We start from the raw sequence: 23,461 nt of genomic DNA on the forward strand, positions 1-23,461 counted from the left end.
GCTGGAACGGCTTTTTTACGCCCGCAACCCGGCAGGATCCAAAGCTCAGTGGATCGACGAACTCGCCGTGCGCTTATAGCGGATGTTTTCCAGAATCGAGGCTGCGTTCCCCATGGGCATCTTGTTCGCGCACAGATAGTCCTGATACAGCGCGGCCTGATAAGCGTTGAGCGCGCCGTTCTCGATGCGCGTGAAGCTGTTCGCGACCGTCGTGTCCCAGCCGTCGTGATCCGAATTCAGGCCCGCATACTGGCGCCATTCATACGTGTCGCAACGAATCCCTTCGTAGATCACGTTACGAGCGCCGCTCGGGCTTGTCACGACGACGGTAAAGCGAACCACTCCGTCCGTACCGACAGTTAACGACTTCCGGTCGACCGCGAACTGCAGCGGCGTGTTGCCGGAGACTTCGAAAGGCAACAGATTCGACTCTTGCGGCAGCGGCGGCAGAGCGTCCACTTTGTTCTCAACCCAGTTGCTCTGACGGTCCAGCAAATAGGTAAACGCGCTGTCGTCTTTATTAGTAGGTTTGCCGGCGCTCGAACAACCAGCCAGCAGGGCGCCGGTGGCGACGCACGCCACGACGAGAGCAAGTGCTTTCAATATGGTTTCCTCGAAACACTGGCGCGGCTCGTCGAGCCGCGCCAGAGAGAGGCGGCGTGGACAGCCGCTCAGAGTTGTTAATTGCGCACGCCCGGGCGGAACAGCGAGCCGGCCGTTTCGCCTGCCGATTCGTCTTCGTGATCCGGCGCGGCGTCGAGTTCTGCCGTTGACCCGGATCCCGGACCGCAATCGGACGCGATCGTTACGTGAACCGATGTTTCGATGCCGACGGTGGTCACAGAAGTCACCGTCATTACCGTGGAATCCGGCGGACTTTCCATTGACGACGCTATCCGGGGATAGCGCGGCCCATGGTGCCCGCCAGGTTTTTCCGCACGCGGCGCAGCCCGGCGCATGAAACGGGATAGCTCCGTCAGCGCCAACTGATATACATCCCGCTTGAACTCGATCACACAGTCGAGCGGCACCCAGTACTCGTTCCAGCGCCACGCATCGAACTCAGGGTGGTCGGTGGCGCGCAAGCAGATGTCGCAGTCGCGTCCAACCATCCGGAGCAAAAACCAGATTTGTTTCTGGCCGCGGTAATGACCGCGTACTTCGCGCTTGATGAACTTGTCAGGCACCTCGTAACGCAACCAGTCGCGCGTGCGACCAATCACCTTGACGTGCTCAGGAAGCAGCCCGGTTTCTTCGTGTAACTCCCGATACATCGCTTGCACGGGGGTCTCTCCGTACTTGATGCCCCCTTGCGGAAACTGCCAGGAATGTTCACGGAGCCGTTTGCCCCAAAACACCTCGTTGTGCGCGTTCAAGAGGATGATGCCGACGTTCGGGCGAAAGCCTTCACGATCCAGCATACAACCACCTTCGAATCCTTTAAAATTGCTTTGATTATAAACAGATAACGGGTCTGACGCACCGATTCGCACCGGATTGGAACGATTCGCCGCCAAAGGCCCGCGTTTGCGGTAGCCTGTCAGTCTTTCCGTGCCTTATCCCTTGTGCAAAGGCTTTGCGCGGCGGCTTCGGCGCTGCGGTCGGATTGCGCTGCACCGGTGTCAGTGTATTGTCAGGTGAGCCATGCCGGCTCAGCGCTGGATCTGTGTCGATTTCCCCACCGTTTTCACCTTTCGGGCGGTCCCTCCGGAGCCGCCGCTTTTGGATAATCTGAATGAAAGCTTCCCGTTTCTTTATCGGTACCCTCAAAGAAGCTCCCGCCGACGCAGAGATCGTCAGCCACAAGCTCATGGTGCGCGCAGGCATGATCCGTCGCGTTGCCGGCGGTATCTATAACTACCTGCCGGTCGGCCTGCGCTCGATCCGCAAGGTGGAAGCCATCGTGCGCGAAGAAATGAATCGGGCAGGCGGTATTGAATTGCTGATGCCGGCGGTGCAGCCGGCCGAGTTGTGGCAGGAATCGGGCCGTTGGGAAAAGTACGGTCCCGAACTGCTGCGCTTCAAGGACCGCAGGCAGTCCGATTTCGTGATCGGACCGACCCACGAAGAAGTGGTCACCGATATCGCGCGTAATCAGATCAAGAGCTATCGCCAGCTGCCGGTGAACTTCTACCAGATCCAGACCAAGTTCCGCGACGAGATCCGTCCGCGTTTCGGCGTGATGCGCGGCCGCGAATTCATCATGAAAGACGCGTATTCGTTCGACAAGGACATGGACGGTCTGCGCGAGTCCTATCGCAAGATGTACGACGCGTACGTGCGCATTTTCACGCGCCTCGGTCTGGACTTCCGCGCGGTGGCGGCGGACAACGGTTCGATTGGCGGCAGCGGTTCGCACGAATTCCACGTGATCGCCGAGACCGGTGAGGACGCGATCGCCTATTGCCCGACCTCGGATTTCGCGGCGAACGTCGAAGCGGCCGAAGCGCTGCCGCTCTACGCGGAACGTGCGGCGCCGGCCGAAGAGATGAAGAAGACTGCCACGCCGGGCAAGGCGAAGTGCGAAGCGGTGGCTGAGCTGCTGAACATTCCGCTTGAGCGCACGATCAAGTCGATCATCCTCGCCACTGAAAATGAAGGCACCGAGCCGACCATCTGGTTGCTGATGCTGCGCGGCGACCACGATCTGAACGAGATCAAGGCGAGCAAGCTGCCGGGTCTGGCCGAGTTCCGCATGGCGACCGAGGCTGAAATCATCGAAACCTTCGGTACGCCGCCGGGTTACCTCGGTCCGATCGGCACGAAGAAGCCGATCAAGGTCGTCGCGGATCGCACGGTCGCGAACATGAGCGACTTCGTGGTCGGCTCGAACGAGGTGGATTTCCACACCACGGGCGTGAACTGGGGCCGCGATCTGCCGGAGCCGGTCGTCGCCGACATCCGCAACGTGAAGAAGGGCGACCCGTCGCCGGACGGCAAGGGCGTGCTCGACATCTGCCGCGGTATCGAAGTGGGCCACGTGTTCCAGCTCGGCACCAAGTATTCGGAAGCCATGGGCGCGACCTGCCTCGACGAAACCGGCAAGCCGCGGCCGATGGAAATGGGCTGCTACGGGATCGGCGTCACGCGTATTCTGGGTGCCGCGATCGAACAGAACTTCGACGACAAGGGCATCATCTGGCCGGAATCGATCGCGCCGTTCGAAGTCGTGCTGTGCCCGATGGGTTACGACCGCAGCGAAGCGGTGCGCGCAGAAGCCGACAAGCTTTACGCGGCGCTGGTCGAAGCGGGCATCGACGTGATTCTCGACGACCGTGGCGAGCGCCCGGGCGTGATGTTCGCCGACTGGGAACTGATCGGCGTGCCGCATCGTCTCGTGATCGGCGACCGTGGCCTCAAGGAAGGCAAGCTCGAATACCAGGGCCGCCGCGACGCCGAAGCGACGCTGCTGCCGGTCGAAGACGCCGCGCAAACGGTGATCGGGAAAGTTCGCGCAGCGTTGGCGCGTTAAGCGGAGCGGACGGTGGAGTACACCTTCCTGTCCGCGACCGTCCTGCTGATTCTGATCACCGATCCGCTCGGCAACATTCCGCTCTTCATCAGTTGTCTGCGCGGTGTGTCGCCGAAGCGGCGCACGATCGTCATTCTCCGCGAGGTGGCGATCGCGTTTGCGATCCTGCTGATCTTCATGGTGGTCGGCGACCGTTTTCTGCGCATGATGAGCCTGACTGACCAGTCGTTGCGAATCGGCGGCGGGATCGTGTTGTTTCTGATTGCGCTCAGAATGGTGTTTCCGCATCCGGACGGTCCGTTCGGCGGCGACACGCGCGGCGGCGAGCCGCTCATCGTGCCGCTCGCCATTCCGGCGCTGGCGGGTCCGTCGGCGCTGGCCACCGTGATGCTTCTGACGTCGCAGGCGCCCGGCAAGATGTTCGAGTGGATCGGCGCGCTGACCGTCACGATGGTCGTCTGCGCGATCGTGCTGATGCTGGCGGAGCGTATTCAGGCGTGGCTCGGCGAGCGCGCCATGATGGCTTTCGAAAGGCTGATGGGTCTCGTGCTGGTGGCGATTTCGGTGGAGATGATGCTCGGCGGGATTCGGTCGTTCGTGCATCAACTTTGAAAGACGCTCGCCGCCGCGCCAAGAAGCCGCGACTTGCGGCTCCTAGCGCAACACAGCGCGACGCAACGCGGGCAGCACAGCGCAAAGCCCAGCAATTTCACATAAAAAAAGCGGCTCCATGAGGGCCGCTTTTTCGTCTCTTCGGCACGCCGCAAAACAGCACGCGGCGGCGAGAAAAGCAGGCAATTACGCCCCTTCGGTCAGCGCACGAATCGTGGGCAGGTTACGCCAGTAACCCTTCGCATCCATGCCGCAGCCGAACACATAGCGGTCCGGCACTTCGAAGCCGCAATAATCCGGGCGCAGCGGCTTGGCCTTCGGAATGATCTTCTCGCACAGCACCGCGCTCAGGAAGCGCTTCGCGCCCATCGCGAGAATGCGGTCGCGGATTGCGGCCATCGTCTCGCCTTCGTCGAGAATGTCGTCGAGCACCAGCACGACGCGGTCTTTCACCGACTCCGCCGGCGCCACGCGCCACTGCATCTCGTTGCCGCCCTTGGTGGTGTTGCGGTAGCGGGTCAGGTGGATGTAGTCGAACTCGAGCGGAAAATCGAGATGCGGCAACAGCATGCCGGTGAACACCGCCGCGCCGCCCATGACCGACAGCACGAGCGGAAAGTCCTCGCTCATCTCGCTGCGGATGGCGGCCGCCATGCCGCTGATCGACGCGTTGACGTCGTCGGCCGAAACGATTTCTTCGGAGTGGCTAAAAATGTGGAGGGCTTCTTCGCGGTTCATGACGTCTGACGGGCGGTGACTGTATACATAGTGTGAGTGAGGACGGCGGCGCGCGGTACAGAATAAACCCGCACAAAGCGGGAGTCGGCCCAGCGGAGTCAGGGGCGCGTTCCGTGGTTCATGCGCGGAACGCGCGTCGCCGTCTTGCTAAAGCTTAGCGCATGCCGGGCAACATGCCCTTCATGCCGCGCATCATCTTTTGCAGATTGCCGCCTTTGAGCTTTTTCATCATGGTGCGCATCTGGTCGTACTGATTCAGCATGCGGTTGACTTCCTGCACCTGCACGCCCGCGCCGGCGGCAATACGGCGCTTGCGCGTGGCCTTGATCAGGTCCGGCTTGGCGCGCTCCTGCGGCGTCATGGAATTGATGATGCCTTCCATGCGGCGCATCTGCTTCTCGGCCTGGCCCATGTTGGCGCCCGCGGCGGCTTGCTGGAACTGCGCGGGCAGCTTGTCCATCAGCGACGAGAGGCCGCCCATGCCCTTCATTTGCGTGAGCTGCGCGCGGAAATCGTTCAGATCGAAGTCGCCGCCCTTCTTGACCTTGTCGGCGAGCTTCTGCGCGGCCTGCACGTCCACGCCGCGTTGCGCTTCTTCGACGAGGGCGAGAATGTCGCCCATGCCGAGAATCCGGTTCGCCATGCGATCCGGGTAGAAGACTTCGAGGCCGTCGAGCTTTTCCGCGACGCCGACGAACTTGATCGGCTTGCCGGTGACGTGACGCACGGAGAGCGCCGCGCCGCCGCGCGAGTCGCCGTCGAGCTTGGTGAGGACCACGCCGGTGAGCGGCAGCGCGTCGCTAAACGCCTTGGCGGTGTTGACCGCGTCCTGACCGAGCATCGCGTCGACCACGAACAGCGTTTCCGCCGGCTTCAGCGTGTGATGAAGCGCGGTGATTTCCTGCATCATCGCTTCGTCGATACCGAGACGGCCGGCCGTGTCGACCAGCAGCACGTCGTGATAGTGGCGCTTGGCCCAATCCACTGCGGCGCGCGCGATGTCGACCGGTTTCTGGTCCGGTTCCGACGGGAAGAAATCCGCGCCGACCTGCTCGGTCACCGTCTTCAACTGCGCGATCGCGGCAGGGCGGTAAACGTCGCACGACACGGTCAGTACTTTTTTCTTGTACTTCTCGCGCAGCAGCTTGGCGAGCTTGCCGACGGTGGTGGTTTTACCCGCGCCCTGCAGACCCGCCATCAGAATGACGGCCGGCGGTGTGACGGCGAGATTGAGCTCGACCGCCTTGCCCTCGTAGTCGCCGCCGATGATCGCGGTCAACTCGCGCTGCACCACGCCGACGAGCGCCTGGCCCGGCGAGAGACTGCTGATGACTTCCTCGCCGAGCGCCTTTTCCTTCACCTTGGCGATGAACTCGCGCACGACGGGCAGCGCCACGTCGGCCTCGAGCAGCGCGAGACGCACCTCGCGCAGCATTTCCTGGGTGTTCGCCTCGGTGAGCCGGGCTTCGCCGCGCAGCGTCTTGACGACGCGCGCCATCCGTTGAGTCAGATTGTCGAGCATGGGGAGCGATGAACAGTGCGGCCGGAGCGGGCGCGATGCAGGAGACGTCGCGGAGCAGGGGCCTAGTGTAAACTTCGAATATGGATATTGTACTGTATGCCCTCACTGCGCTCCTCTACGGCGGTCTAGCCGTGGCCGGCTGGCGCTCGCACCGGCACGCCGCGTTGCGTCCCATGCTCGAAAGCGTGCCGCCGGTGCCTGCCGCAGCGGCGCCGTCGGCTGCTTCGGGCATGAGCGGCTCGGGCCGCGCGCTGCTGTTCGTGGCGCTGCTCGCCCACGGCGTGCTGCTGCACACCACCATCTTCCCGCAGAACGCGATGGTGTTCGGTTTCGCGTTCGCGCTGTCGGCCATGTTCTGGCTCGGCGCCGGCATCTACTGGATAGAGAGCTTTTTCTTTCCGCTCGACGGCCTGCGTCTGCTGGTCCTGCCGCTCGCCTGCGTCGCCTCGTTGTTGCCGCTCGCATTCAACGGCGTGCGCGTGCTGCCGTATTCGGCCGCGCCGATGTTCAAGCTGCACTTTCTTATTGCCAACATCGCCTACGGTTTGTTTGCGATCGCGGCGCTGCACGCGATTCTGATGCTGCTCGTCGAACGGCGTCTGCATGCCATGCGCGGCGGCATGGCGCAGCGGCACGCGGCTGCGGCGGGCAACGGCTGGCTGTCGAGCTGGCTCGATACGCTGCCGCCGCTCCTCACGCTGGAGAAGCTGCTGTTCCGTTTGATCGGCGCGGGTTTCGTCCTGCTGACGTTGACGCTGGTGTCGGGCATTCTGTTCAGCGAGCAACTGGTCGACCGCGCATTGCAGCTCGATCACAAGACCGTGTTCGCGATTCTTTCCTGGGTGATGTTCGGCGCGCTGCTGACTGCGCGCAAAGTTTCCGGCTGGCGCGGCCGTGCGGCATTGCGCTGGGTGCTGGCGTCGTTCGTCGCGCTGTTGCTGGCGTACGTCGGCAGCCGTTTTGTTTTCGAGGTGCTGTTGCACCGAGCTGTAGTGTGAGCGTGTCCCATGCGACAAATATTTCTGCTGATCCTGTTGTTCATCGTCGGCCAGTGGCTGGTGAAGGCGCTGCGTCGTCATGACGCGCAGGCGTCTCAGCGCAGCGGCGCGAACGGCGCCGCGGGCGCCAAAGGTGCGGATGGCGCGGCTGGTCCGAACGGCGGCGCGCGCTCTGCCGCGCCGGCGCAACTCCCCGAGCCGATGATCCGTTGCGTCGAATGCGGCGTGCACGCGCCGAAGAGCGATTCGGTGGTGGTGGCCGGGCAGCCGTTCTGCAGCGCCGCGCACGCGCAGCGTCACGGCGCGCGACCCACGGGCCGCGACGCTCGATGAGCGTCGCGTTCACCGTCGATGCCGACGGTTGGGTCGCCGCCGCACGCAAACTGCCATCGCCGAATTTCGAAGCGCGGCCCGAAGCGGCCGTGCCGACGCTGATCGTGGTTCACAACATCAGCCTGCCGCCCAACGAATTCGGCGGCACCGCGATCGCCGAACTGTTCCTCAATACGCTCGATTGCGACGCCCATCCCTACTACGACTCACACCTGCGCGGCGTGCGGGTGTCGGCGCATTTCGTGATCCATCGCGACGGCGCGCTCGAACAGTTCGTGTCGTGCAACGAGCGCGCGTGGCACGCCGGGCCGTCGAATTTTTTCGGCCGCGAGCGCTGCAATGACTTCTCGATCGGCATCGAGTTGGAGGGCAGCGACACCACGCCTTTCGAAGCGGCTCAATACCACACGCTCGGTGCCCTGGTGAGCGCGCTCAAGGCTCGCTATCCGGTCGAAGCGCTCGCTGGTCACTCGGACATCGCCCCCGGTCGCAAGACCGATCCAGGGCCGCATTTCGAATGGCAGCGTCTGCAGCGCGACACCTCGCTCGACGCTCGGTATTTCCCCTATCTCAAGTTTTCCAAAACGCCGTAACGGCTCTTCGCGCGACTTCGCGTGATGCGAGGAGAGCAAGGCGCCGCCTTGTTCTCCGAGGAGTCGAGTTCGCGCCGCGCCAGGCAAAAGTCAAGACTTCGAGAGCAAATAAAACGATTTGACCTGTCTCGAATCTCCACTATACTTGGTGCCACAAATCCAGTTGTGCACTATATCTTGTGTTGCTCTGTGCATAACCATGTGCATAACCGTGTGATAAGCGCGTGCACAACTGGGTGAATAAGTCAGCGGCGTCCGCTCTCCGAGCACGGCGCCGCAAGCATTTCAGGCAGCGAAAAAATATTCCTGTGGCGTGGCCGGAGAGACCACCGGCGGCATCCAGAAGCATTCAGGAAAGGGGCTTAGCAAGTGATCGCGACATACACGATGAAGACCGTTATCAATTCGAACCAGGCTTCATCGCATTCGCATCCCGCCAGCCGGCTCAGCCGGTCCCTTTCCTGCACCCCATCGCTTGCGCACGCGGCGGCGCAGCGTTCGTTTTAATCCGCGGACATTCCCGCAACATTTCCAGGACCAGGAGCTTTGCACATGCAAACCACCGACAACGTGACGACCCGGTACGAGGGCTCACCGACTGGCCAGGCCTTCGGCCAGGCACAAGGCGCACAAGCGCTCGCGCCGCAAGCGACCTTCGCCGACTACAAGGTGATCCGCCGTAACGGCAGCGTCGTGTCGTTCGAACCGTCGAAAATCGCCATCGCCGTGACGAAGGCATTTCTGGCCGTAAACGGTGGTCAAGGCGCCGCCTCGGCGCGTGTGCGCGAACTGGTCGAGCAACTCACGCAGAACGTGGTGCGCGCACTCGTGCGCAGCCGCCCGAACGGCGGCACGTTCCATATCGAAGACATTCAGGATCAGGTCGAACTCGCGCTGATGCGCGGCGGCGAGCACAACGTCGCGCGTGCGTACGTGCTGTATCGCGAGAAGCGCACGCAGGCTCGCGGTCACGACGACCAGATCGTCGCGAACACGCCGGGTCTGAACGTGACGGACAACGGCGTCACGCGTCCGCTGGACATGGCCGCGCTGCGCGGCATCATCGAGTCCGCCTGCGCGAACCTGGGCGACGCGGTGAACGCCGATCCGATCATCGCGGAAACGGTCAAGAATCTGTACGACGGCGTGCCGATGAGCCAGGTCTACGACTCGGCGATCCTGGCTGCCCGCACGATGATCGAAAAAGACCCGGCTTATAGCCAGGTCACCGCGCGCATCCTGCTGCACACGATCCGCCGCGAGATCCTCGAAGAAGAAGTCACGCAAGCCGAAATGGGCGAGCGTTACGCCGAATACTTCCCGCAGTTCATCAAGCGCGGCGTGCAAGCCGAGCTGCTCGACGACAAGCTGCTGCAGTTCGACCTGAAGCGCCTCGGTGCCGCACTCGACAACAACCGCGACCTGCAATTCGGCTACCTCGGCCTGCAGACGCTGTATGACCGCTACTTCCTGCATCACGACAACGTCCGCATCGAAATGCCGCAGGCATTCTTTATGCGTGTCGCGATGGGTCTGTCGCTGAACGAGATCGACCGTGAAGCGCGCGCGATCGAGTTTTACAACGTGCTGTCGAGCTTCGACTTCATGTCGTCCACGCCCACGCTGTTCAACTCGGGTACGCGCCGCTCGCAACTGTCGTCGTGCTATCTGACAACGGTGGACGACGACCTCGACGGCATCTACGAAGCGCTGAAGGAAAACGCGCTGCTGTCGAAGTTCGCCGGCGGTCTGGGCAACGACTGGACGCGCGTGCGTGCGCTCGGTTCGCACATCAAGGGCACCAACGGCAAGTCGCAAGGCGTCGTGCCGTTCCTGAAAGTGGTCAACGACACGGCAGTGGCCGTGAACCAGGGCGGCAAGCGCAAGGGCGCGGTGTGCGCGTACCTGGAATCGTGGCACCTGGACATCGAAGAATTTCTCGAGCTGCGCAAGAACACCGGCGACGACCGTCGTCGCACGCACGACATGAACACGGCGAACTGGATTCCGGACCTGTTCATGAAGCGCGTGATGGAAGGCGGCGACTGGACGCTGTTCTCGCCGTCCACCTGCCCGGATCTGCACGACCTGTTCGGCGCCGATTTCGAGAAGGCTTACACGGCTTACGAAGACAAGGTCGCGCGCGGCGAGATCAAGCTGTTCAAGAAGATCCCGGCGGCGCAACTGTGGCGCAAGATGCTGGGCATGCTGTTCGAAACCGGCCACCCGTGGATCACGTTCAAGGATCCGTGCAATGTGCGCTCGCCGCAACAGCACGTCGGCGTTGTCCACTCGTCGAACCTGTGCACGGAAATCACGCTGAACACCAGCGACGCGGAAATCGCCGTCTGCAATCTGGGCTCGGTGAACCTCGTCGCTCACTTGAAGGAGCAGGCCGACGGCACGCTGGTGCTCGACCACGACAAGTTGAAGCGCACGGTCAGCGTGGCTATGCGCATGCTCGACAACGTGATCGACATCAACTACTACGCGGTCGCCAAGGCGCGTAACTCGAACCTGAAGCACCGTCCGGTAGGCATGGGCATCATGGGCTTCCAGGACTGCCTGCATCTGCTGCGCACGCCGTACGCGTCGGAAGAAGCGGTCAAGTTCGCCGACACGTCGATGGAAGCGGTTTGCTACTACGCTTACTACGCGTCGACGGAACTGGCGCAGGAGCGCGGCCGTTACTCCAGCTACCGTGGCTCGCTGTGGGATCGCGGCATCCTCCCGCAAGACTCGGTGAAGCTGCTGGCCGACGCGCGCGGCGGTTACGTGGAAGTCGATTCGAGCGAGTCGATGGACTGGACCGAACTGCGTTCGCGTATCGCCCAGTACGGCATGCGCAACTCGAACTGCGTGGCGATCGCGCCGACGGCGACGATCTCGAACATCATCGGCGTGTCGGCCTGTATCGAACCGACGTTCCAGAACCTGTATGTGAAGTCGAATCTGTCGGGCGAATTCACGGTGGTCAACGACTACCTGGTGCGCGACCTGAAGGCGCGCGGCCTGTGGGACGAAGTGATGGTCGCCGACCTGAAGTACTTCGACGGCACGCTCTCGCGCATCGACCGCATTCCGGCCGACCTGCGCGCGATCTACGCCACGGCGTTCGAAGTCGATCCGAAGTGGCTGGTCGAAGCGGCATCGCGTCGTCAGAAGTGGATCGACCAGGCGCAGTCGCTGAACATTTACATGGGCGGCGCATCGGGTAAGAAGCTCGACGAGATCTACAAGCTCGCCTGGGTGCGCGGCTTGAAGACCACGTACTACCTCCGCACGATGGCGGCGACCCACGTCGAGAAATCGACGGTGGCGCACGGCGCGCTGAACGCGGTGAGTTCGGGTGGCGGCGAAGGTTCGGGCGGTGCTGCGGGTGGCGCGGCCGGTGGCTTCGGTGCGAACAACGGCGCGGCTGGTGGTGCCGCGGGTGGCTTTCAGGCTGCAGCGGCCACGCCAGCAGTCGCGGTTGAAGCAGCGCCGGAAGCGGATGGTCCGGTGTGCATGATGCGTCCGGGCGACCCTGGCTTCGACGAGTGCGAAGCTTGCCAATAAGAAGCATGCAGGTAGCAGGATCGCTGCTTGCTGACTGCTTGTAGGTAATGACCCGCATGCAGCGAGCAGCGAAGCTGATGGAAGTGAAGCAGAAGTGAAGTCGATGAGCGGCGCGGCGAGTGAAATTCGAAGCGCTGTTCATCGCAACGCGACGCGACGCGACGTAGTGAAGCAGAGCAGGTCGCTGACTTCGTGACGCGGTCATCGTGGCCCGATCAATCGGCAATCAGCAGTCGGCAGCACCAGACGAAGCGCGCGACACAGTGCGCGCAGCAAACGCTTCGATCGATGGGTCGATCAACGCAGCCGGCCCGATGCATCGCTCGACATGGCATTGAACTTCACCTCGCCGGCACTGACGAACAGACAAGTGCGAGGCAAATGCGAAGCAAGCGCGGACCATCGCGACGAGCAACGCGAGTGAGCAGTCAGCAGTCGCAAGACGCTACAGGCACGCTCCGCAATACAGATAGATAGAGCAGCGAAACGTCGCATCGACACGTTGCTCTCGAGCTCGCGAAGCACCTCGGCGACACACGTTCAACGCGCTTCACATGAGGTGATGCACACACTCCGTTGAACAAAGTGTTGTATGAACGTAGCAACGCGAATCGAAAACAGGATTTTTCGTGAGCGAACTCTTTTATCGCTCGTGAAAAGATGGTACAAACCGTTCTAAATTGATGGTGACATTTATGCTCAACTGGGATGACGAGATCACTGCCGTAACTCCCTCGAGCGCTACGCAACAGAATGTGTTGCGCAACGCTGCGGGATCGGCTGTCGGTTCGCAAGTCGGAACGCGTTCCGCTCCTCATGCTCCCTCGGCTCAAGACGTCTTCGCGAACGACATGGCTGTCGCTCCCGTCGCTCATGTGACCCACGCTGCTGCTGAAACGGCTGCCGTTTCCGAAGCGCGAGTCAACGTCGCCGACAAGCGCATCATCAACGGCCAGACCGACGTCAATCAGTTGGTGCCGTTCAAATACAAGTGGGCCTGGGAAAAGTATCTGGCGGGTTGCGCCAACCATTGGATGCCGCAAGAAGTGAACATGTCGCGCGACATCGCCCTCTGGAAAGACCCGAACGGTCTGACCGAAGACGAGCGCCGCATCGTCAAGCGCAACTTGGGCTTCTTCGTGACGGCCGACTCCCTTGCCGCCAACAATATCGTGCTGGGCACCTACCGCCACATCACGGCGCCCGAATGCCGGCAGTTCCTGCTGCGCCAGGCGTTCGAAGAGGCGATCCACACGCACGCCTACCAATACATCGTCGAGTCTCTGGGTCTCGACGAGGGCGAAATCTTCAACGCGTATCACGAGGTCTCCTCGATCCGCGCGAAAGACGAATTCCTGATTCCGTACATCAATGTGCTGACCGATCCGGGTTTCCAGACCGGCACGCTCGAAACCGACCAGACGCTGCTGCGCTCGCTGATCGTGTTCGCCTGTGTGATGGAAGGCCTCTTCTTCTACGTCGGCTTTACGCAAATCCTGGCGCTGGGTCGCCAGAACAAGATGACCGGCGCGGCGGAACAGTACCAGTACATCCTGCGCGACGAGTCGATGCACTGCAACTTCGGCATCGACCTGATCAACCAGATCAAACTCGAAAACCCGCAACTCTGGACGGCTGAGTTCCGCGCGGAAATCCGCGAGATCTTCCAGCAAGCGGTCGAACTCGAATATCGTTACGCAGAAGACACGATGCCGCGCGGGGTGCTCGGCCTCAATGCGTCGATGTTCAAGAGCTATCTGCGCTTCATCTGCAACCGCCGTTGCCAGCAGATCGGTCTCGATCCGCTGTACCCGAACGAGGAAAACCCGTTCCCGTGGATGAGCGAGATGATCGACCTGAAGAAGGAACGCAACTTCTTCGAGACGCGAGTGATCGAATATCAGACTGGCGGCGCGCTGACCTGGGAGTGATCCGGGTTCGTACCGCAGATGCATTCATCGATGGGGATGCCGCCGGCTTAGGCCGCGGCAATTTTGGCTAGGAGCAGAATCGCCTGATGCAAAGCATGCCCGGTGCGCCGCGTGCCTTCGCGGCCCACAACTATGACAGGCACTTTGCGAACCCTTCAGTGGGATGGGCAAACTTCCCCCCGGAAAAAGTCGCTGGCGTCGTTGCCGGCGGCTCGATCAAGCAATTGCCGGCGTCGAGCTTTCACGCCGAACAGATCTGGCGCGCGGTGCCTTTTGGCACGGCGCGCCTTACCGCATTCATTAGCGTAAGCGCGCAGCACCTGCGTACGCCGATGAATAGCCCGCTTCGTAGCGCGCGCCCTGAGAAGCGTCCGCGGGAAGCGGGTTTTGACGAAGGGTGTAGTTTGAACTGACTCTCATCTGAAAACCTGAAGGAGAAAATGATGGCAACTGCAAAAAAAGCCGCCGCTAAGAAACCCGCAGCCAAGAAGGTCGCAGCAAAGAAGGCTGCTCCGGCTAAGAAAGCTGCTCCGGCAAAGAAAGTCGCTGCCAAGAAAGTGGCAGTGAAGAAGGTTGCAGCGAAGAAGGCAGCACCGGCCAAGAAGGTTGCAGCGAAGAAAGCTGCTCCGGCCAAGAAGGCTGCTGCCAAGAAAGTCGCAGTGAAGAAGGTTGCGGCTAAGAAGGCTGCACCGGCTAAGAAAGCCGCTGTGAAGAAGGTTGCAGCAAAGAAGGCAGCGCCGGCCAAGAAGGCTGCAGCGAAGAAGGCTGCGCCTGCTAAGAAGGCTGCTGCCAAGAAGGCTGCGCCTGCGAAAAAGGCTGCTGCTAAAAAGGCTGCGCCCGCGAAAAAGGCTGCCGCTAAAAAGGCTGCGCCTGCCAAGAAGGCTGCCGCGAAGAAAGCCGCTGCTCCTGCCAAGAAGGCTGCCCCTGCGAAGAAGGCTGTCGCCAAGAAGGCGGCTCCCGCACCCGCAGCGACTTCTGTCTCGAGCGCACCGGCGGCGACGGTGAAGACCGCGCTGAACCCGGCAGCGGCATGGCCGTTCCCGACGGGCAGCCGTCCGTAAGCTGGACGACGAGCGGTAGAAGTACTTCGACACGTCGCATGATGTGTCCGATGATCGAGTAGCGCTTGAGTAGCGTGGTGAGCGCTACTCGGTCAGTCCCGTTGCCGGTTTCCGGTGACGGGATTTTTTTTGCCCTGAGAAACCACCCGGCGAGAAACGTACAGGCGAAAAAAAACGCATGCACAGGGGAGGGCATGCGTGTGAGGTCGTCGCGGCGGCAGACAGCCTCGCCGCGCGAGAGGGGAAACTTAGTGCGTGACGCGCGTGACGCCGCCGCTGGAAAGCAATCGCACACGCTCGCCGGCGCGGAAGATCTCGCCGGTGGAGCTTTGCGTGATGGCGCGCATGTCGCCGTTATCGAGCCGGACCGTGATCTCGAGACCGTCGTGCACCGCGACGCCGTTCTCAACCGCGTTGCCGGCCACCGCACCCGCCAGACCGCCGATGATGCCCGTGACAATCGCGCCGGTGCCGCCGCCGATCCTGCTGCCGGCCACCGCACCCAAGGCGCCGCCACCGATCGCGCCGAGACCGCTCGGCTGGCCGTTGTTCGAACTGATCTTCACGGCGCGCACGCTATCCACCGTGCCCATACGAACCGTTTCTTCACGCTGTGCCTGCGACGCCGTGTAGACGTCCGCGGAACTGCTGTTGTACGCACACCCCGACATGGCCAGCGAACCGGCAATCAAGGCGGCCACGACCAGGCGACTCGTTGTTCTCATTCCCTAAACTCCCGTAGCTCTCGGTATTACGGCAGGTCGTATCCGAACGCCTGCTTGAACCGCTCGTTGATCTCGGCCCGGCTGGGCGCGTAATTTTGCGGGCCCTGATGTTCGATCTTCAGCGCGCCCATCAGGCTCGCGAGACGCCCGGTGGTGGCCCAGCCAAGCTTGTTCTCGATGCCGTACAGCAAGCCGCCGCGGAACGCGTCGCCGCAACCTGTCGGGTCGAGCACTTGCTGCGCCTTCACCGCCGGAATCTCTTCGATGCCGCCCGCGTGATGGATCTGCGCGCCATGCTCGCCGAGCGTGACGATCAGCGCCTCGACCTTGCCGGCGATCTCTTCGATCGACCAACCCGTCTTGTTGCTCACCAGTTTGGCTTCGTAATCATTGACCGCTACATAAGTGGCGAGTTCAATCATGCGCCGCAGCGACTCGCTGTCGAAGAGCGGCAAGCCCTGACCTACGTCAAAGATATACGGGACGCCCGCGGCCGCAAGATGCTCGGCGTGCTGGACCATGCCGTCGTAGCCATCCGGCCCGACGATGCCGAGCGTGATGCCCTTGGCCTCGTCCGCGCGATTCAGATGCGACTGCATCATCGCGCCCGGGTGGAACGCGGTGATCTGATTGTTTTCCAGGTCGGTGGTGATCATCGCCTGCGCCGTGTACGTGTCCGGCACCACCAGCACGCTCTCCGTCGACAGCCCGAGTTGCTCGAAGCGGTCCATGTAGAGCTGCGCGTCGACCGAGCCGAGCGTGCCCATGATGCGCGCGTCGCCGCCCAGCAGATGCAGCGAATACGCGATGTTTCCCGCGCAGCCGCCGAACTCGCGGCGCATGGTCGGCACGAGAAAGCTCACGTTCAGGATGTGGACCTGCTCCGGCAGGATGTGCTCCCGGAACCGGCCTTCGAAAGTCATGATGTTGTCGTAGGCGAGCGAGCCGCAAATCAGCGTAGCCAAGGCGAGCGTTCCTGTAAAAACGATAGAGAGAATGGGCGCGACGATGTGACAGCGCCGCGCATGAAGCGCGGCGCCGGGTTCGTGCGCGAAGGTGTTACTTCAGCGCGGCGAGGGCTGCGTCGTAGTTCGGTTCGTTCTTGATTTCGCCGACCAGTTCAGCGTGAACGACCTTGTCGTTCTCGTCGACCACCACCACGGCGCGTGCCGTCAGGCCGGTCAGCGGGCCGCTCGTCACGTCGACGCCGTAGGCTTGCGCGAACTCATGGCCGCGGAACGTGGACGCCGTGACGACGTTCTCGATGCCTTCGGTCGTGCAGAAGCGCGAGGCGGCGAACGGCAGGTCGCCCGACACGACGATCACGGCCGTGTTGGTCAGCTTGGCGGCGGCTTCGTTGAACTTGCGGGTCGAGGTGGCGCAGGTCGGCGTGTCGAGGCTCGGGACAATGTTCAGCACTTTGCGCTTGCCGGCGAAGTCGGCGAGCGACACCGGCTTCAGATCCTTGCCGACCAGCGAGAAAGCGGGAGCCGCCTGGCCCACGGACGGGAACGTGCCGGCTACTTCGATCGGGTTACCACCCAGCGTGACTTGACTCATGTTGTCGTGCTCCGAAAATTCGTCAGGATTGACGGTGAACGCGCCCGGTCGGTGCCAGGCGCGCGGGAAAGCGTTACGGATAAAAAATCTGTACGCGGAAATTGGAAGCGACCGCATTGCCCGTGTCGAGATGCACGATCATGGTCTGGGTCGTATGCGCGGGCAGGCCGGCCGCGATCTGCGTGCCGGGCGGAACGTAGTCTTGCGGCCACAGCACGCGGCGCACCGCGACGTTGTTCTGGTCGTCGAGCAGCGTGAGTTCGATGGCCGGATAGGCGAGCGCGATATTGAAGCGATTGCGCAGCGGCATCTTTAGTTCGAGCTTGTGCGGACCGTCGATCTGCCGCAGATCGGATGGTTCGACCTGCAAGCCGTCGATGTCGTGCGGCGGCGTGACCTGGCATCCGAGCGTCAGGCAGGCCTTCGCATAGAGCGTCTGCGAGCGCGGGAAATACACCATCACCGTTTCGCGTTGCCACCAGGCGAGCTGCGCGAGCAGCGCGATAATCAACAGCGCCGCCGCCACCGAGCCGGCGATGATCCAGCCCATGCGCCGCGGTTCGGCCGGGCGGGTTTCGCGCACCACGGGGAAAGGATCGGGGCCGTCGTTGACGGGCTGCACGGAGAAGGGTTCGCCGCTGGCGGAGATTGGGCCGGTGGCGGCGGGGCCGGCAGGGGAAAAGGGCGCCGCGGCTGCTCCTGCAGCCGCGCCAGTTGCGCCTGCTACACGTGGTTCGGCCGCGCCTACTCTAGGCGCACCTACACTGGCCGCGCCTAAGTCGGCCGCACCTAAGCCGGCCGCACCTAAGCCGGCCGCACCTAAGCCGGCCGCGCCTAAGCCGGCCGCGCCAAAACGCGGTTCATTGTCAGGAATGCCATACAAGGTAGCCGGCTCGTCCAGAACCGGCTCTTCGAGCGGTTCGCTTGGCACCGGGTCGGGAGCCCGCTCGGTCTTGTGCCAGACACGCGGCGCTTCGGTATCTTCCTCGGGCGGGTCCAGGTGATATGCGAACGGGTCGAGCGGCGCGTCCGCGAGCAGTGGTTCATCGTCGGGAGGAAGCGCTGCGTTGGGTGCGCCGGGCGGCAGTTCGGGCTCCGCGGCATGGCGCGGCGTGACGGCGACGCCCGCGCCGGTCGAGACCGGCGAGAGCGGCACATTGCCGGCGTTGTGCCGCAGACTGTTGTCGATGGCGGCGTCGGGCGCGGCCGCCCACGGGTCCCAGGCTTCGGCGCTGAAGTCGGGGCCTTTCGGCCGCACGCCCGAGAGCGCTTCTATCGCCGCAGCCGCGGCGACCGGTTTCGCGGTGGAAAAATCACCGCCTTCGCTGATGTCGAACAGGCTGCTCGATGCATCGAATACTTCATGGCAATGTCCGCAGCGCACGAGGCCGCGGCGCAGCGCAAGCTGTTCCGTTTGCAGACGAAAGACGGTTTCGCAGAAGGGGCAACGCGTCGCCAGGAGCATATTGAGCCGGTGAGCCGGAAGGCCGTTGGTTGGACAATACGCCTTATTCTAATGGCTTTCGCGACGCGTTCCCGACAGGCATACCCAACCTTCGTGTTCGCGCCATACGCTGATGTCGATCCACCGTGAGTAGACCTGCGCGACCTCGTCCGCTTGCCGCGCCAGAATGCCGGACAGCGCGATCTTGCCGCCCGGCTTGACCTTCGACGTGAGCATCGAGGCCATCAGTTTGAGCGGGTTGGAGAGAATATTGGCGACCACGATATCGAACTCGCCGGTCGGGCATTCGTCGGGCAGGCCGTAGATGACTTCCGCGCGGTTGCGCTCGCTATTGTGACGCGCCGACTCGACCGCTTGCGGATCGATGTCGATGCCGTACACGGGATTCGCGCCGCACTTTTTCGCGAGGATCGCGAGGATGCCGGAGCCGCAGCCGTAATCGAGCACGGACTGCTCGGGCTGCACCGACTGCTCCAGCCACTCCATGCAAAGCCGCGTGGTGGGGTGGCTGCCGGTGCCGAAGGCGAGCCCCGGATCCAGCTCCAGCACCAGTGCTTCGGGGTCCGGCGCATCGTGCCACGACGGCACGACCCAGATGCGTTCGCCGATCTTGATCGGATCGAACTGGGACTGCGTGAGCCGCACCCAATCCTGATCTTCGACTTCTCGCACGGTGAACGACGGCGCCGCCGGCAGGCCGATTTGATTGGCTGCGGCGGTAAGCAACACAGCAGGCTCGTGCTCCGGCGCGAGCAGCGCGATCACGCGCGAACGCTGCCACGCCGTGCGATCCGGCGTGAGACCGGGTTCGCCGAACAGCGGCTGCTCGTCGGGCGTGTCGGCGTCCGCATCTTCAACCGACACGGACAACGCGCCCAACTCGAGCAGCGCGTCGGAGAATTCCTCCGCGTGCTCGCGTGCCAGCTCGGCGATCAGTTCCCGGTAGCTCATGAGTTACGCTTCTTCCGGCGCGGCCTGCAGCTTCGCGGCCAACCGGTTTTCGAGGTAGTGAATGCTGGTGCCGCCTTCGACGAATTTCGCGTCCAGCATCAGTTCGCGGTGCAGCGGGATGTTGGTCTGAATGCCTTCCACCACCATCTCCGACAACGCGATGCGCATGCGCTTGATCGCCTGTTCGCGCGTCGCGCCGTAAGCGATCAGCTTGCCGATCATCGAATCATAGTTCGGCGGCACGAAATAGCCATTGTAGGCATGCGAGTCGACACGAATGCCGGGGCCGCCCGGCATGTGCCACGACGTCAACCGGCCCGGCGACGGAATGAACTTGAACGGATCTTCAGCATTGATCCGGCATTCGATCGCGTGACCCTTGAACACGATGTCGCGCTGACGGAAGGCGAGCTTCTCGCCGGCCGCGATGCGGATCTGTTCCTGCACGATGTCGACGCCCGTGATCAGCTCCGTGACCGGATGCTCGACCTGCACGCGCGTGTTCATTTCGATGAAGTAGAACTCGCCGTTTTCGTACAGGAATTCGAACGTACCCGCGCCGAGATAGCCCATCTTCTTGCAGGCGTCCGCGCAACGATCGCCGATGCGGTCGATCAAGCGGCGCGCGATACCCGGCGCCGGCGCTTCTTCGATCACTTTCTGGTGGCGGCGCTGCATCGAGCAGTCACGCTCGCCCAGCCAGACGGCGTTCTTGAACGAATCGGCCAGCACCTGAATTTCGATATGCCGCGGGTTCTCCAGGAATTTCTCCATGTAGACCTGCGGGTTGCCGAAGGCACGGCCGGCTTCTTCGCGCGTCATGTTGACCGCGTTGACGAGCGCTGCTTCCGTGTGGACCACGCGCATGCCGCGGCCACCGCCGCCGCCAGCCGCCTTGATGATGACCGGATAGCCGACCTGGCGAGCAATTTTCACGATCTCTTTCGGATCTTCCGGCAACGCGCCTTCCGAACCCGGCACGCAAGGCACGCCGGTTTTAATCATGGTCTGCTTGGCCGTGACCTTGTCGCCCATCATCCGGATCGTTTCCGGGCGCGGGCCGATGAAGGTGAAGCCGGACTGTTCGACACGTTCGGCGAAGTCGGCATTTTCCGAGAGGAAGCCATAGCCGGGGTGGATCGCTTCGGCGTCGGTGACTTCCGCCGCGCTGATCAGCGCGGGCATGTTCAGATAGCTCAGATTCGAAGGCGCCGGGCCGATACAGACGGCCTCGTCGGCTAGCTTCACGTACTTGGCTTCCTTGTCGGCTTCGGAATAAACGACGACCGTCTTGACGCCGAGTTCGCGGCAGGCGCGCTGGATACGAAGCGCGATCTCGCCACGATTGGCAATGAGGATTTTTTCAAACATAGCGGTTTTTCGACTCATCAATGGGCGCCGGGTTGCTCACAACGCCGGCTGCCTCAGAGGATCGGTCGCGCGCCTGGGGGAAACGGGCGCGCGGGCGGCATGCGCACAATAAAGCGCAGAGCGTGCCGCGTCAGCCGACCACGAACAGCGGTTGGCCGTACTCGACCGCCTGACCGTTTTCGACGAGGATTTCCTTTACCACGCCCGACTTGTCCGACTCGATTTCGTTGAGCAGCTTCATCGCTTCGATGATGCAGATCGTCTGGCCTTCCTTGACCGTGTCGCCCACCTGGACGAACGGGTCGGCGCCCGGCGACGGCGCGCGGTAGAAGGTGCCGACCATCGGCGAGGTCACCACATGGCCTTGCGGCGCGACGGCGGCCGGCGTGGCCGGTGCGGCTGCCGCAGCGGCCGGCGCTTCGCCGCCGATTGCCGGTGCCGGCTGCGCGTATTGCGGCGCATACGAGGCGGACGGCTGCACGTAAACCGGTGGCGCATTCTTGACGATGCGGACCTTGCCTTCGCCTTCGGTCACTTCGAGTTCGGAAATGCCGGACTCCGAGACGAGGTCGATCAGAGTTTTCAGTTTACGTAAGTCCATCAGGCAGCCCCTTTAATGCGAAAGTGCCGGCGCGTGCGCAGCCGGCGCAAATTAGACGTGTTTGGAATCAACCGCGCGACGAGCCGGCGGACAGCCGGTCGAGCGCGAATTCGAGCGCGTACAGATATCCCTTCCAGCCGAGGCCGCAAATCACGCCCTCCGCCTGGTCGGAGAAATACGAGTGATGCCGGAACGGTTCGCGACGATGCACGTTCGACAGATGAATCTCGACGAACGGGATGCCGACCCCCGCCAGTGCGTCCCGAATGGCCACGCTGGTGTGCGTGTACGCGGCGGGATTGATCAGTATGAAATCGGTTTTTTCAGTCCGCGCGGATTGGATGCGGTCCACCAGAGCGCCTTCGTGATTGCTCTGGAACGACGCGAGTTCGACGCCTGCGTCCGCTGCGCGGTCCGCCAGTGCCTGATCGATCTGCGGCAAGGTCACGCGACCGTAGACCTCGGGTTCCCGGGTGCCGAGAAGGTTGAGGTTGGGGCCGTGCAGTACCAGCAGTCGCGTCATGGTCGCTTCTTTTTCCGTGGAATTGGGCGCACTTTAGCGCTGATTAGAGAAACTTGTCTAGTTTCGCGCACATACGGATCGATGCAGTCAGCGCTTTGCGGCCGCGCTGGGCGCCCATCTTCTCTCAAATCCGCGGAATTTGCGCGTAATTTCACGCCTTCCGCGGGTAATCGAGCGTCAAAAGAATGTGAAATTTAAAGCGTATCGAGCGTCTGTTTCAGCGCTTGCGGATCGATTTGTCCTAATTTTGTCGAGCGAATGTTGCCTTTTGCGTCGATTACGACGGTAAACGGCAGCCCGCCCGCAGTATTGCCGAACGCGCGCGCGAGGTCGGCGCCGCCGAAGCCGGTGATATAGATCGGGTACGCCACTTTCACTTTCTGCAGGAATGCCTGGACGTTTTTCTCGGAATCGACGCCAAGTCCGACGAACTGGATGCCTTTTTTCGCGTAATCGCGCTGAAGCTGCGACAAAGCCGGCATTTCCTCGACACAAGGCCCGCACCACGAGGCCCAGAAGTTGACGACGATTGGGTGCCCTTTAAGCACACTTAGCGTTTGTGGCTTGCCGTCCACCGTCGTGACGGGGGCGGTCCAGAGTTGCCCGACCGCGCTCTGAGAAGAGGCTGGTTGCGCGGCGTGCGCGACTTCGTCAGCGCCGCCGTTCAGCCAGTGGTTGGCCAGTACACCGCCGCCCGCAGCGACGATGGCGACACACGCGCCCGCCAGAATCCGTCTCGTATTCATCTTGGTCAGTCTAGTTGGTTGTAGGAGCGACGTCGCTGCCGTCGAGCAGCGTCTGCACCGCCTGCAGATTTGCGCGCGCCGTGCGGCCACGCGCGTCGGCACGTACCGCGCCGCGCAGGTCGTCCGTTTCGTAGAGCGCCACGTGCACGCCGACCGGCTCCGCCTCGCGCCCTTCATTCGTGGGGCGCCACAGGAAGCTGAGCGTCTCGACATAGCCGCGGCCGGCAAAGTGCCGCGTTTCCGAGACGTCGTACTGAATGTCGGCGTTGAGAAAATAGATCGCGACTTCCTTCGGGTTGTCGCAGAACACCTGAAGGTGAATATCCGAGTGCTCGCCGGCGGTGCCGCCCAGCACCGCGCCGGTCAAATAAGGGTTGAACGGCGCAAGCCGTTCCATCCAGTCGACCGCGATGCGGCGCAGCCGCCGAAGCAGCGCGGGCTGGCTGTCGCCCTGGAACAGCGACTGATACTCGCGGATTTCTTCCTCGATCTGGTCGTTATCCGGCAGCCATTCGCCAGCAACACGGCTTTCGCCGACCACTTGCCGGGCGGCCTTGCGCTTCGCCGTGGCGTAGTCCAGACCGTCTTCGGCGATCATGCGGGCAGCCGCGATGGCGATTTCCTCGCGCACGCGCTGCGGATCGAAGTGTGATTTGCGAACCATCCCTCGATCATACTAGAGATTGACGACGGCCTTTCCT

The 23,461-nt window shown here is 62.6% G+C and carries 23 protein-coding genes; 9 read left to right on the forward strand and 14 right to left on the reverse strand.

Going from position 1 to position 23,461, the window contains the following annotated elements; all coding sequences use genetic code 11:
• Positions 1-45 precede the first annotated feature (45 nt).
• Together ACFSNN_RS03135 and ACFSNN_RS03140 are read right to left on the reverse strand one after the other, a co-directional pair.
• Positions 46-603: a CNP1-like family protein gene (locus tag ACFSNN_RS03135; protein ID WP_134457766.1), complete on the reverse strand. Its 558-nt coding sequence runs from the start codon at positions 601-603 to the stop codon at positions 46-48.
• Positions 604-680: 77 nt separating this feature from the next.
• A complete protein-coding gene (locus ACFSNN_RS03140; protein WP_134457767.1) occupies positions 681-1,421 on the reverse strand; it encodes an RNA pyrophosphohydrolase in 741 nt (246 codons plus the stop codon).
• Between the two features lie 314 nt (positions 1,422-1,735).
• On the opposite strand from ACFSNN_RS03140, the gene ACFSNN_RS03145 reads away from it, so the two are divergent.
• Positions 1,736-3,472, forward strand: a complete 1,737-nt coding sequence (locus ACFSNN_RS03145; RefSeq protein WP_134457768.1) for a proline--tRNA ligase — start codon at positions 1,736-1,738, stop codon at positions 3,470-3,472.
• A gap of 12 nt (positions 3,473-3,484) precedes the next feature.
• Positions 3,485-4,084: a MarC family protein gene (locus ACFSNN_RS03150; RefSeq protein WP_106310934.1), complete on the forward strand. Its 600-nt coding sequence runs from the start codon at positions 3,485-3,487 to the stop codon at positions 4,082-4,084.
• Positions 4,085-4,270: 186 nt separating this feature from the next.
• On the opposite strand, the gene ACFSNN_RS03155 is transcribed toward ACFSNN_RS03150, so the two are convergent.
• Together ACFSNN_RS03155 and ffh are read right to left on the reverse strand one after the other, a co-directional pair.
• Entirely contained in the window at positions 4,271-4,822 is a 552-nt protein-coding gene (locus tag ACFSNN_RS03155; protein ID WP_134457769.1) for a hypoxanthine-guanine phosphoribosyltransferase, read from the reverse strand.
• A 154-nt stretch (positions 4,823-4,976) separates the two neighbouring features.
• Positions 4,977-6,344 (reverse strand): signal recognition particle protein, encoded by a 1,368-nt coding sequence (gene ffh, locus ACFSNN_RS03160; RefSeq protein WP_134457770.1) that lies wholly within the window; start codon positions 6,342-6,344, stop codon positions 4,977-4,979.
• Between the two features lie 80 nt (positions 6,345-6,424).
• Here ffh and ACFSNN_RS03165 point away from each other — a divergent pair, with 80 nt between their 5' ends.
• The 7 genes from ACFSNN_RS03165 to ACFSNN_RS03195 all read left to right on the forward strand — a co-directional run bounded on the left by ACFSNN_RS03165 (position 6,425) and on the right by ACFSNN_RS03195 (position 14,818).
• Entirely contained in the window at positions 6,425-7,342 is a 918-nt protein-coding gene (locus ACFSNN_RS03165) for a cytochrome C assembly family protein (RefSeq protein WP_134457771.1), read from the forward strand.
• A gap of 9 nt (positions 7,343-7,351) precedes the next feature.
• The gene (locus tag ACFSNN_RS03170; protein WP_134457772.1) at positions 7,352-7,675 is read left to right on the forward strand and encodes a PP0621 family protein; all 324 of its coding nucleotides are present in this window, start codon (positions 7,352-7,354) and stop codon (positions 7,673-7,675) included.
• Positions 7,672-8,268: a 1,6-anhydro-N-acetylmuramyl-L-alanine amidase AmpD gene (ampD, locus tag ACFSNN_RS03175; protein WP_134457773.1), complete on the forward strand. Its 597-nt coding sequence runs from the start codon at positions 7,672-7,674 to the stop codon at positions 8,266-8,268. The genes ACFSNN_RS03170 and ampD overlap by 4 nt, the downstream gene beginning before the upstream one ends.
• A 552-nt stretch (positions 8,269-8,820) precedes the next feature.
• Positions 8,821-11,826 carry a ribonucleoside-diphosphate reductase subunit alpha gene (locus ACFSNN_RS03180; RefSeq protein WP_134457774.1) on the forward strand — a complete coding sequence of 1,002 codons (3,006 nt, stop codon included), beginning with the start codon at positions 8,821-8,823 and terminating at the stop codon, positions 11,824-11,826.
• Between the two features lie 695 nt (positions 11,827-12,521).
• Positions 12,522-13,757 carry a ribonucleotide-diphosphate reductase subunit beta gene (locus tag ACFSNN_RS03185; RefSeq protein WP_134457775.1) on the forward strand — a complete coding sequence of 412 codons (1,236 nt, stop codon included), beginning with the start codon at positions 12,522-12,524 and terminating at the stop codon, positions 13,755-13,757.
• Positions 13,758-13,843: 86 nt separating this feature from the next.
• Positions 13,844-14,170, forward strand: coding sequence for a hypothetical protein (locus tag ACFSNN_RS03190; protein ID WP_134457776.1), 327 nt, complete (start codon positions 13,844-13,846; stop codon positions 14,168-14,170).
• Between the two features lie 30 nt (positions 14,171-14,200).
• Positions 14,201-14,818: a histone H1-like DNA-binding protein gene (locus tag ACFSNN_RS03195; protein WP_012434386.1), complete on the forward strand. Its 618-nt coding sequence runs from the start codon at positions 14,201-14,203 to the stop codon at positions 14,816-14,818.
• Positions 14,819-15,066: 248 nt separating this feature from the next.
• Here the strand turns inward: ACFSNN_RS03195 and ACFSNN_RS03200 are convergent, their stop codons facing one another.
• The 10 genes from ACFSNN_RS03200 to ACFSNN_RS03245 all read right to left on the reverse strand — a co-directional run bounded on the left by ACFSNN_RS03200 (position 15,067) and on the right by ACFSNN_RS03245 (position 23,424).
• On the reverse strand, positions 15,067-15,543 hold the full coding sequence (locus ACFSNN_RS03200) for an outer membrane lipoprotein (RefSeq protein WP_134457777.1): 477 nt from the start codon (positions 15,541-15,543) through the stop codon (positions 15,067-15,069).
• Positions 15,544-15,569: 26 nt separating this feature from the next.
• Positions 15,570-16,508, reverse strand: coding sequence for a carbohydrate kinase family protein (locus ACFSNN_RS03205; RefSeq protein ID WP_134457778.1), 939 nt, complete (start codon positions 16,506-16,508; stop codon positions 15,570-15,572).
• Between the two features lie 94 nt (positions 16,509-16,602).
• Positions 16,603-17,103 carry a thiol peroxidase gene (gene tpx / locus ACFSNN_RS03210; RefSeq protein ID WP_134457779.1) on the reverse strand — a complete coding sequence of 167 codons (501 nt, stop codon included), beginning with the start codon at positions 17,101-17,103 and terminating at the stop codon, positions 16,603-16,605.
• 73 nt (positions 17,104-17,176) lie between these two features.
• Positions 17,177-18,568 (reverse strand): zinc-ribbon and DUF3426 domain-containing protein, encoded by a 1,392-nt coding sequence (locus ACFSNN_RS03215; RefSeq protein WP_134457780.1) that lies wholly within the window; start codon positions 18,566-18,568, stop codon positions 17,177-17,179.
• A gap of 48 nt (positions 18,569-18,616) precedes the next feature.
• On the reverse strand, positions 18,617-19,519 hold the full coding sequence (prmA, locus tag ACFSNN_RS03220; protein ID WP_134457781.1) for a 50S ribosomal protein L11 methyltransferase: 903 nt from the start codon (positions 19,517-19,519) through the stop codon (positions 18,617-18,619).
• Between the two features lie 3 nt (positions 19,520-19,522).
• Positions 19,523-20,890 carry an acetyl-CoA carboxylase biotin carboxylase subunit gene (gene accC, locus ACFSNN_RS03225; RefSeq protein WP_012434380.1) on the reverse strand — a complete coding sequence of 456 codons (1,368 nt, stop codon included), beginning with the start codon at positions 20,888-20,890 and terminating at the stop codon, positions 19,523-19,525.
• 130 nt (positions 20,891-21,020) lie between these two features.
• A complete protein-coding gene (gene accB / locus ACFSNN_RS03230) occupies positions 21,021-21,491 on the reverse strand; it encodes an acetyl-CoA carboxylase biotin carboxyl carrier protein (protein WP_134457782.1) in 471 nt (156 codons plus the stop codon).
• Positions 21,492-21,558: 67 nt separating this feature from the next.
• The gene (gene aroQ, locus ACFSNN_RS03235) at positions 21,559-22,014 is read right to left on the reverse strand and encodes a type II 3-dehydroquinate dehydratase (protein WP_063497372.1); all 456 of its coding nucleotides are present in this window, start codon (positions 22,012-22,014) and stop codon (positions 21,559-21,561) included.
• Between the two features lie 194 nt (positions 22,015-22,208).
• Positions 22,209-22,760, reverse strand: coding sequence for a TlpA family protein disulfide reductase (locus tag ACFSNN_RS03240; protein ID WP_134457783.1), 552 nt, complete (start codon positions 22,758-22,760; stop codon positions 22,209-22,211).
• A 10-nt stretch (positions 22,761-22,770) separates the two neighbouring features.
• Positions 22,771-23,424, reverse strand: coding sequence for a UDP-N-acetylmuramate--alanine ligase (locus ACFSNN_RS03245; RefSeq protein ID WP_134457784.1), 654 nt, complete (start codon positions 23,422-23,424; stop codon positions 22,771-22,773).
• Between the last annotated feature and the right edge of the window lie 37 nt (positions 23,425-23,461).

Source organism: Paraburkholderia dipogonis (genome assembly GCF_042680985.1).
Classification (GTDB): domain Bacteria; phylum Pseudomonadota; class Gammaproteobacteria; order Burkholderiales; family Burkholderiaceae; genus Paraburkholderia; species Paraburkholderia phytofirmans.

What these genes read in the sequence shown, in the direction of transcription:
- ACFSNN_RS03140 (WP_134457767.1), bottom strand. Translation starts at nt 1,421, where the DNA reads ATGCTGGATCGTGAAGGCTTTCGCCCGAACGTCGGCATCATCCTCTTG.
- ACFSNN_RS03145 (WP_134457768.1), top strand. Translation starts at nt 1,736, where the DNA reads ATGAAAGCTTCCCGTTTCTTTATCGGTACCCTCAAAGAAGCTCCCGCC.
- ACFSNN_RS03155 (WP_134457769.1), bottom strand. Translation starts at nt 4,822, where the DNA reads ATGAACCGCGAAGAAGCCCTCCACATTTTTAGCCACTCCGAAGAAATC.
- ffh (WP_134457770.1), bottom strand. Translation starts at nt 6,344, where the DNA reads ATGCTCGACAATCTGACTCAACGGATGGCGCGCGTCGTCAAGACGCTG.
- ACFSNN_RS03165 (WP_134457771.1), top strand. Translation starts at nt 6,425, where the DNA reads ATGGATATTGTACTGTATGCCCTCACTGCGCTCCTCTACGGCGGTCTA.
- ACFSNN_RS03170 (WP_134457772.1), top strand. Translation starts at nt 7,352, where the DNA reads ATGCGACAAATATTTCTGCTGATCCTGTTGTTCATCGTCGGCCAGTGG.
- ampD (WP_134457773.1), top strand. Translation starts at nt 7,672, where the DNA reads ATGAGCGTCGCGTTCACCGTCGATGCCGACGGTTGGGTCGCCGCCGCA.
- ACFSNN_RS03180 (WP_134457774.1), top strand. Translation starts at nt 8,821, where the DNA reads ATGCAAACCACCGACAACGTGACGACCCGGTACGAGGGCTCACCGACT.
- ACFSNN_RS03185 (WP_134457775.1), top strand. Translation starts at nt 12,522, where the DNA reads ATGCTCAACTGGGATGACGAGATCACTGCCGTAACTCCCTCGAGCGCT.
- ACFSNN_RS03190 (WP_134457776.1), top strand. Translation starts at nt 13,844, where the DNA reads ATGCAAAGCATGCCCGGTGCGCCGCGTGCCTTCGCGGCCCACAACTAT.
- ACFSNN_RS03195 (WP_012434386.1), top strand. Translation starts at nt 14,201, where the DNA reads ATGGCAACTGCAAAAAAAGCCGCCGCTAAGAAACCCGCAGCCAAGAAG.
- ACFSNN_RS03200 (WP_134457777.1), bottom strand. Translation starts at nt 15,543, where the DNA reads ATGAGAACAACGAGTCGCCTGGTCGTGGCCGCCTTGATTGCCGGTTCG.
- tpx (WP_134457779.1), bottom strand. Translation starts at nt 17,103, where the DNA reads ATGAGTCAAGTCACGCTGGGTGGTAACCCGATCGAAGTAGCCGGCACG.
- ACFSNN_RS03215 (WP_134457780.1), bottom strand. Translation starts at nt 18,568, where the DNA reads ATGCTCCTGGCGACGCGTTGCCCCTTCTGCGAAACCGTCTTTCGTCTG.
- prmA (WP_134457781.1), bottom strand. Translation starts at nt 19,519, where the DNA reads ATGAGCTACCGGGAACTGATCGCCGAGCTGGCACGCGAGCACGCGGAG.
- accC (WP_012434380.1), bottom strand. Translation starts at nt 20,890, where the DNA reads ATGTTTGAAAAAATCCTCATTGCCAATCGTGGCGAGATCGCGCTTCGT.
- accB (WP_134457782.1), bottom strand. Translation starts at nt 21,491, where the DNA reads ATGGACTTACGTAAACTGAAAACTCTGATCGACCTCGTCTCGGAGTCC.
- aroQ (WP_063497372.1), bottom strand. Translation starts at nt 22,014, where the DNA reads ATGACGCGACTGCTGGTACTGCACGGCCCCAACCTCAACCTTCTCGGC.
- ACFSNN_RS03240 (WP_134457783.1), bottom strand. Translation starts at nt 22,760, where the DNA reads ATGAATACGAGACGGATTCTGGCGGGCGCGTGTGTCGCCATCGTCGCT.
- ACFSNN_RS03245 (WP_134457784.1), bottom strand. Translation starts at nt 23,424, where the DNA reads ATGGTTCGCAAATCACACTTCGATCCGCAGCGCGTGCGCGAGGAAATC.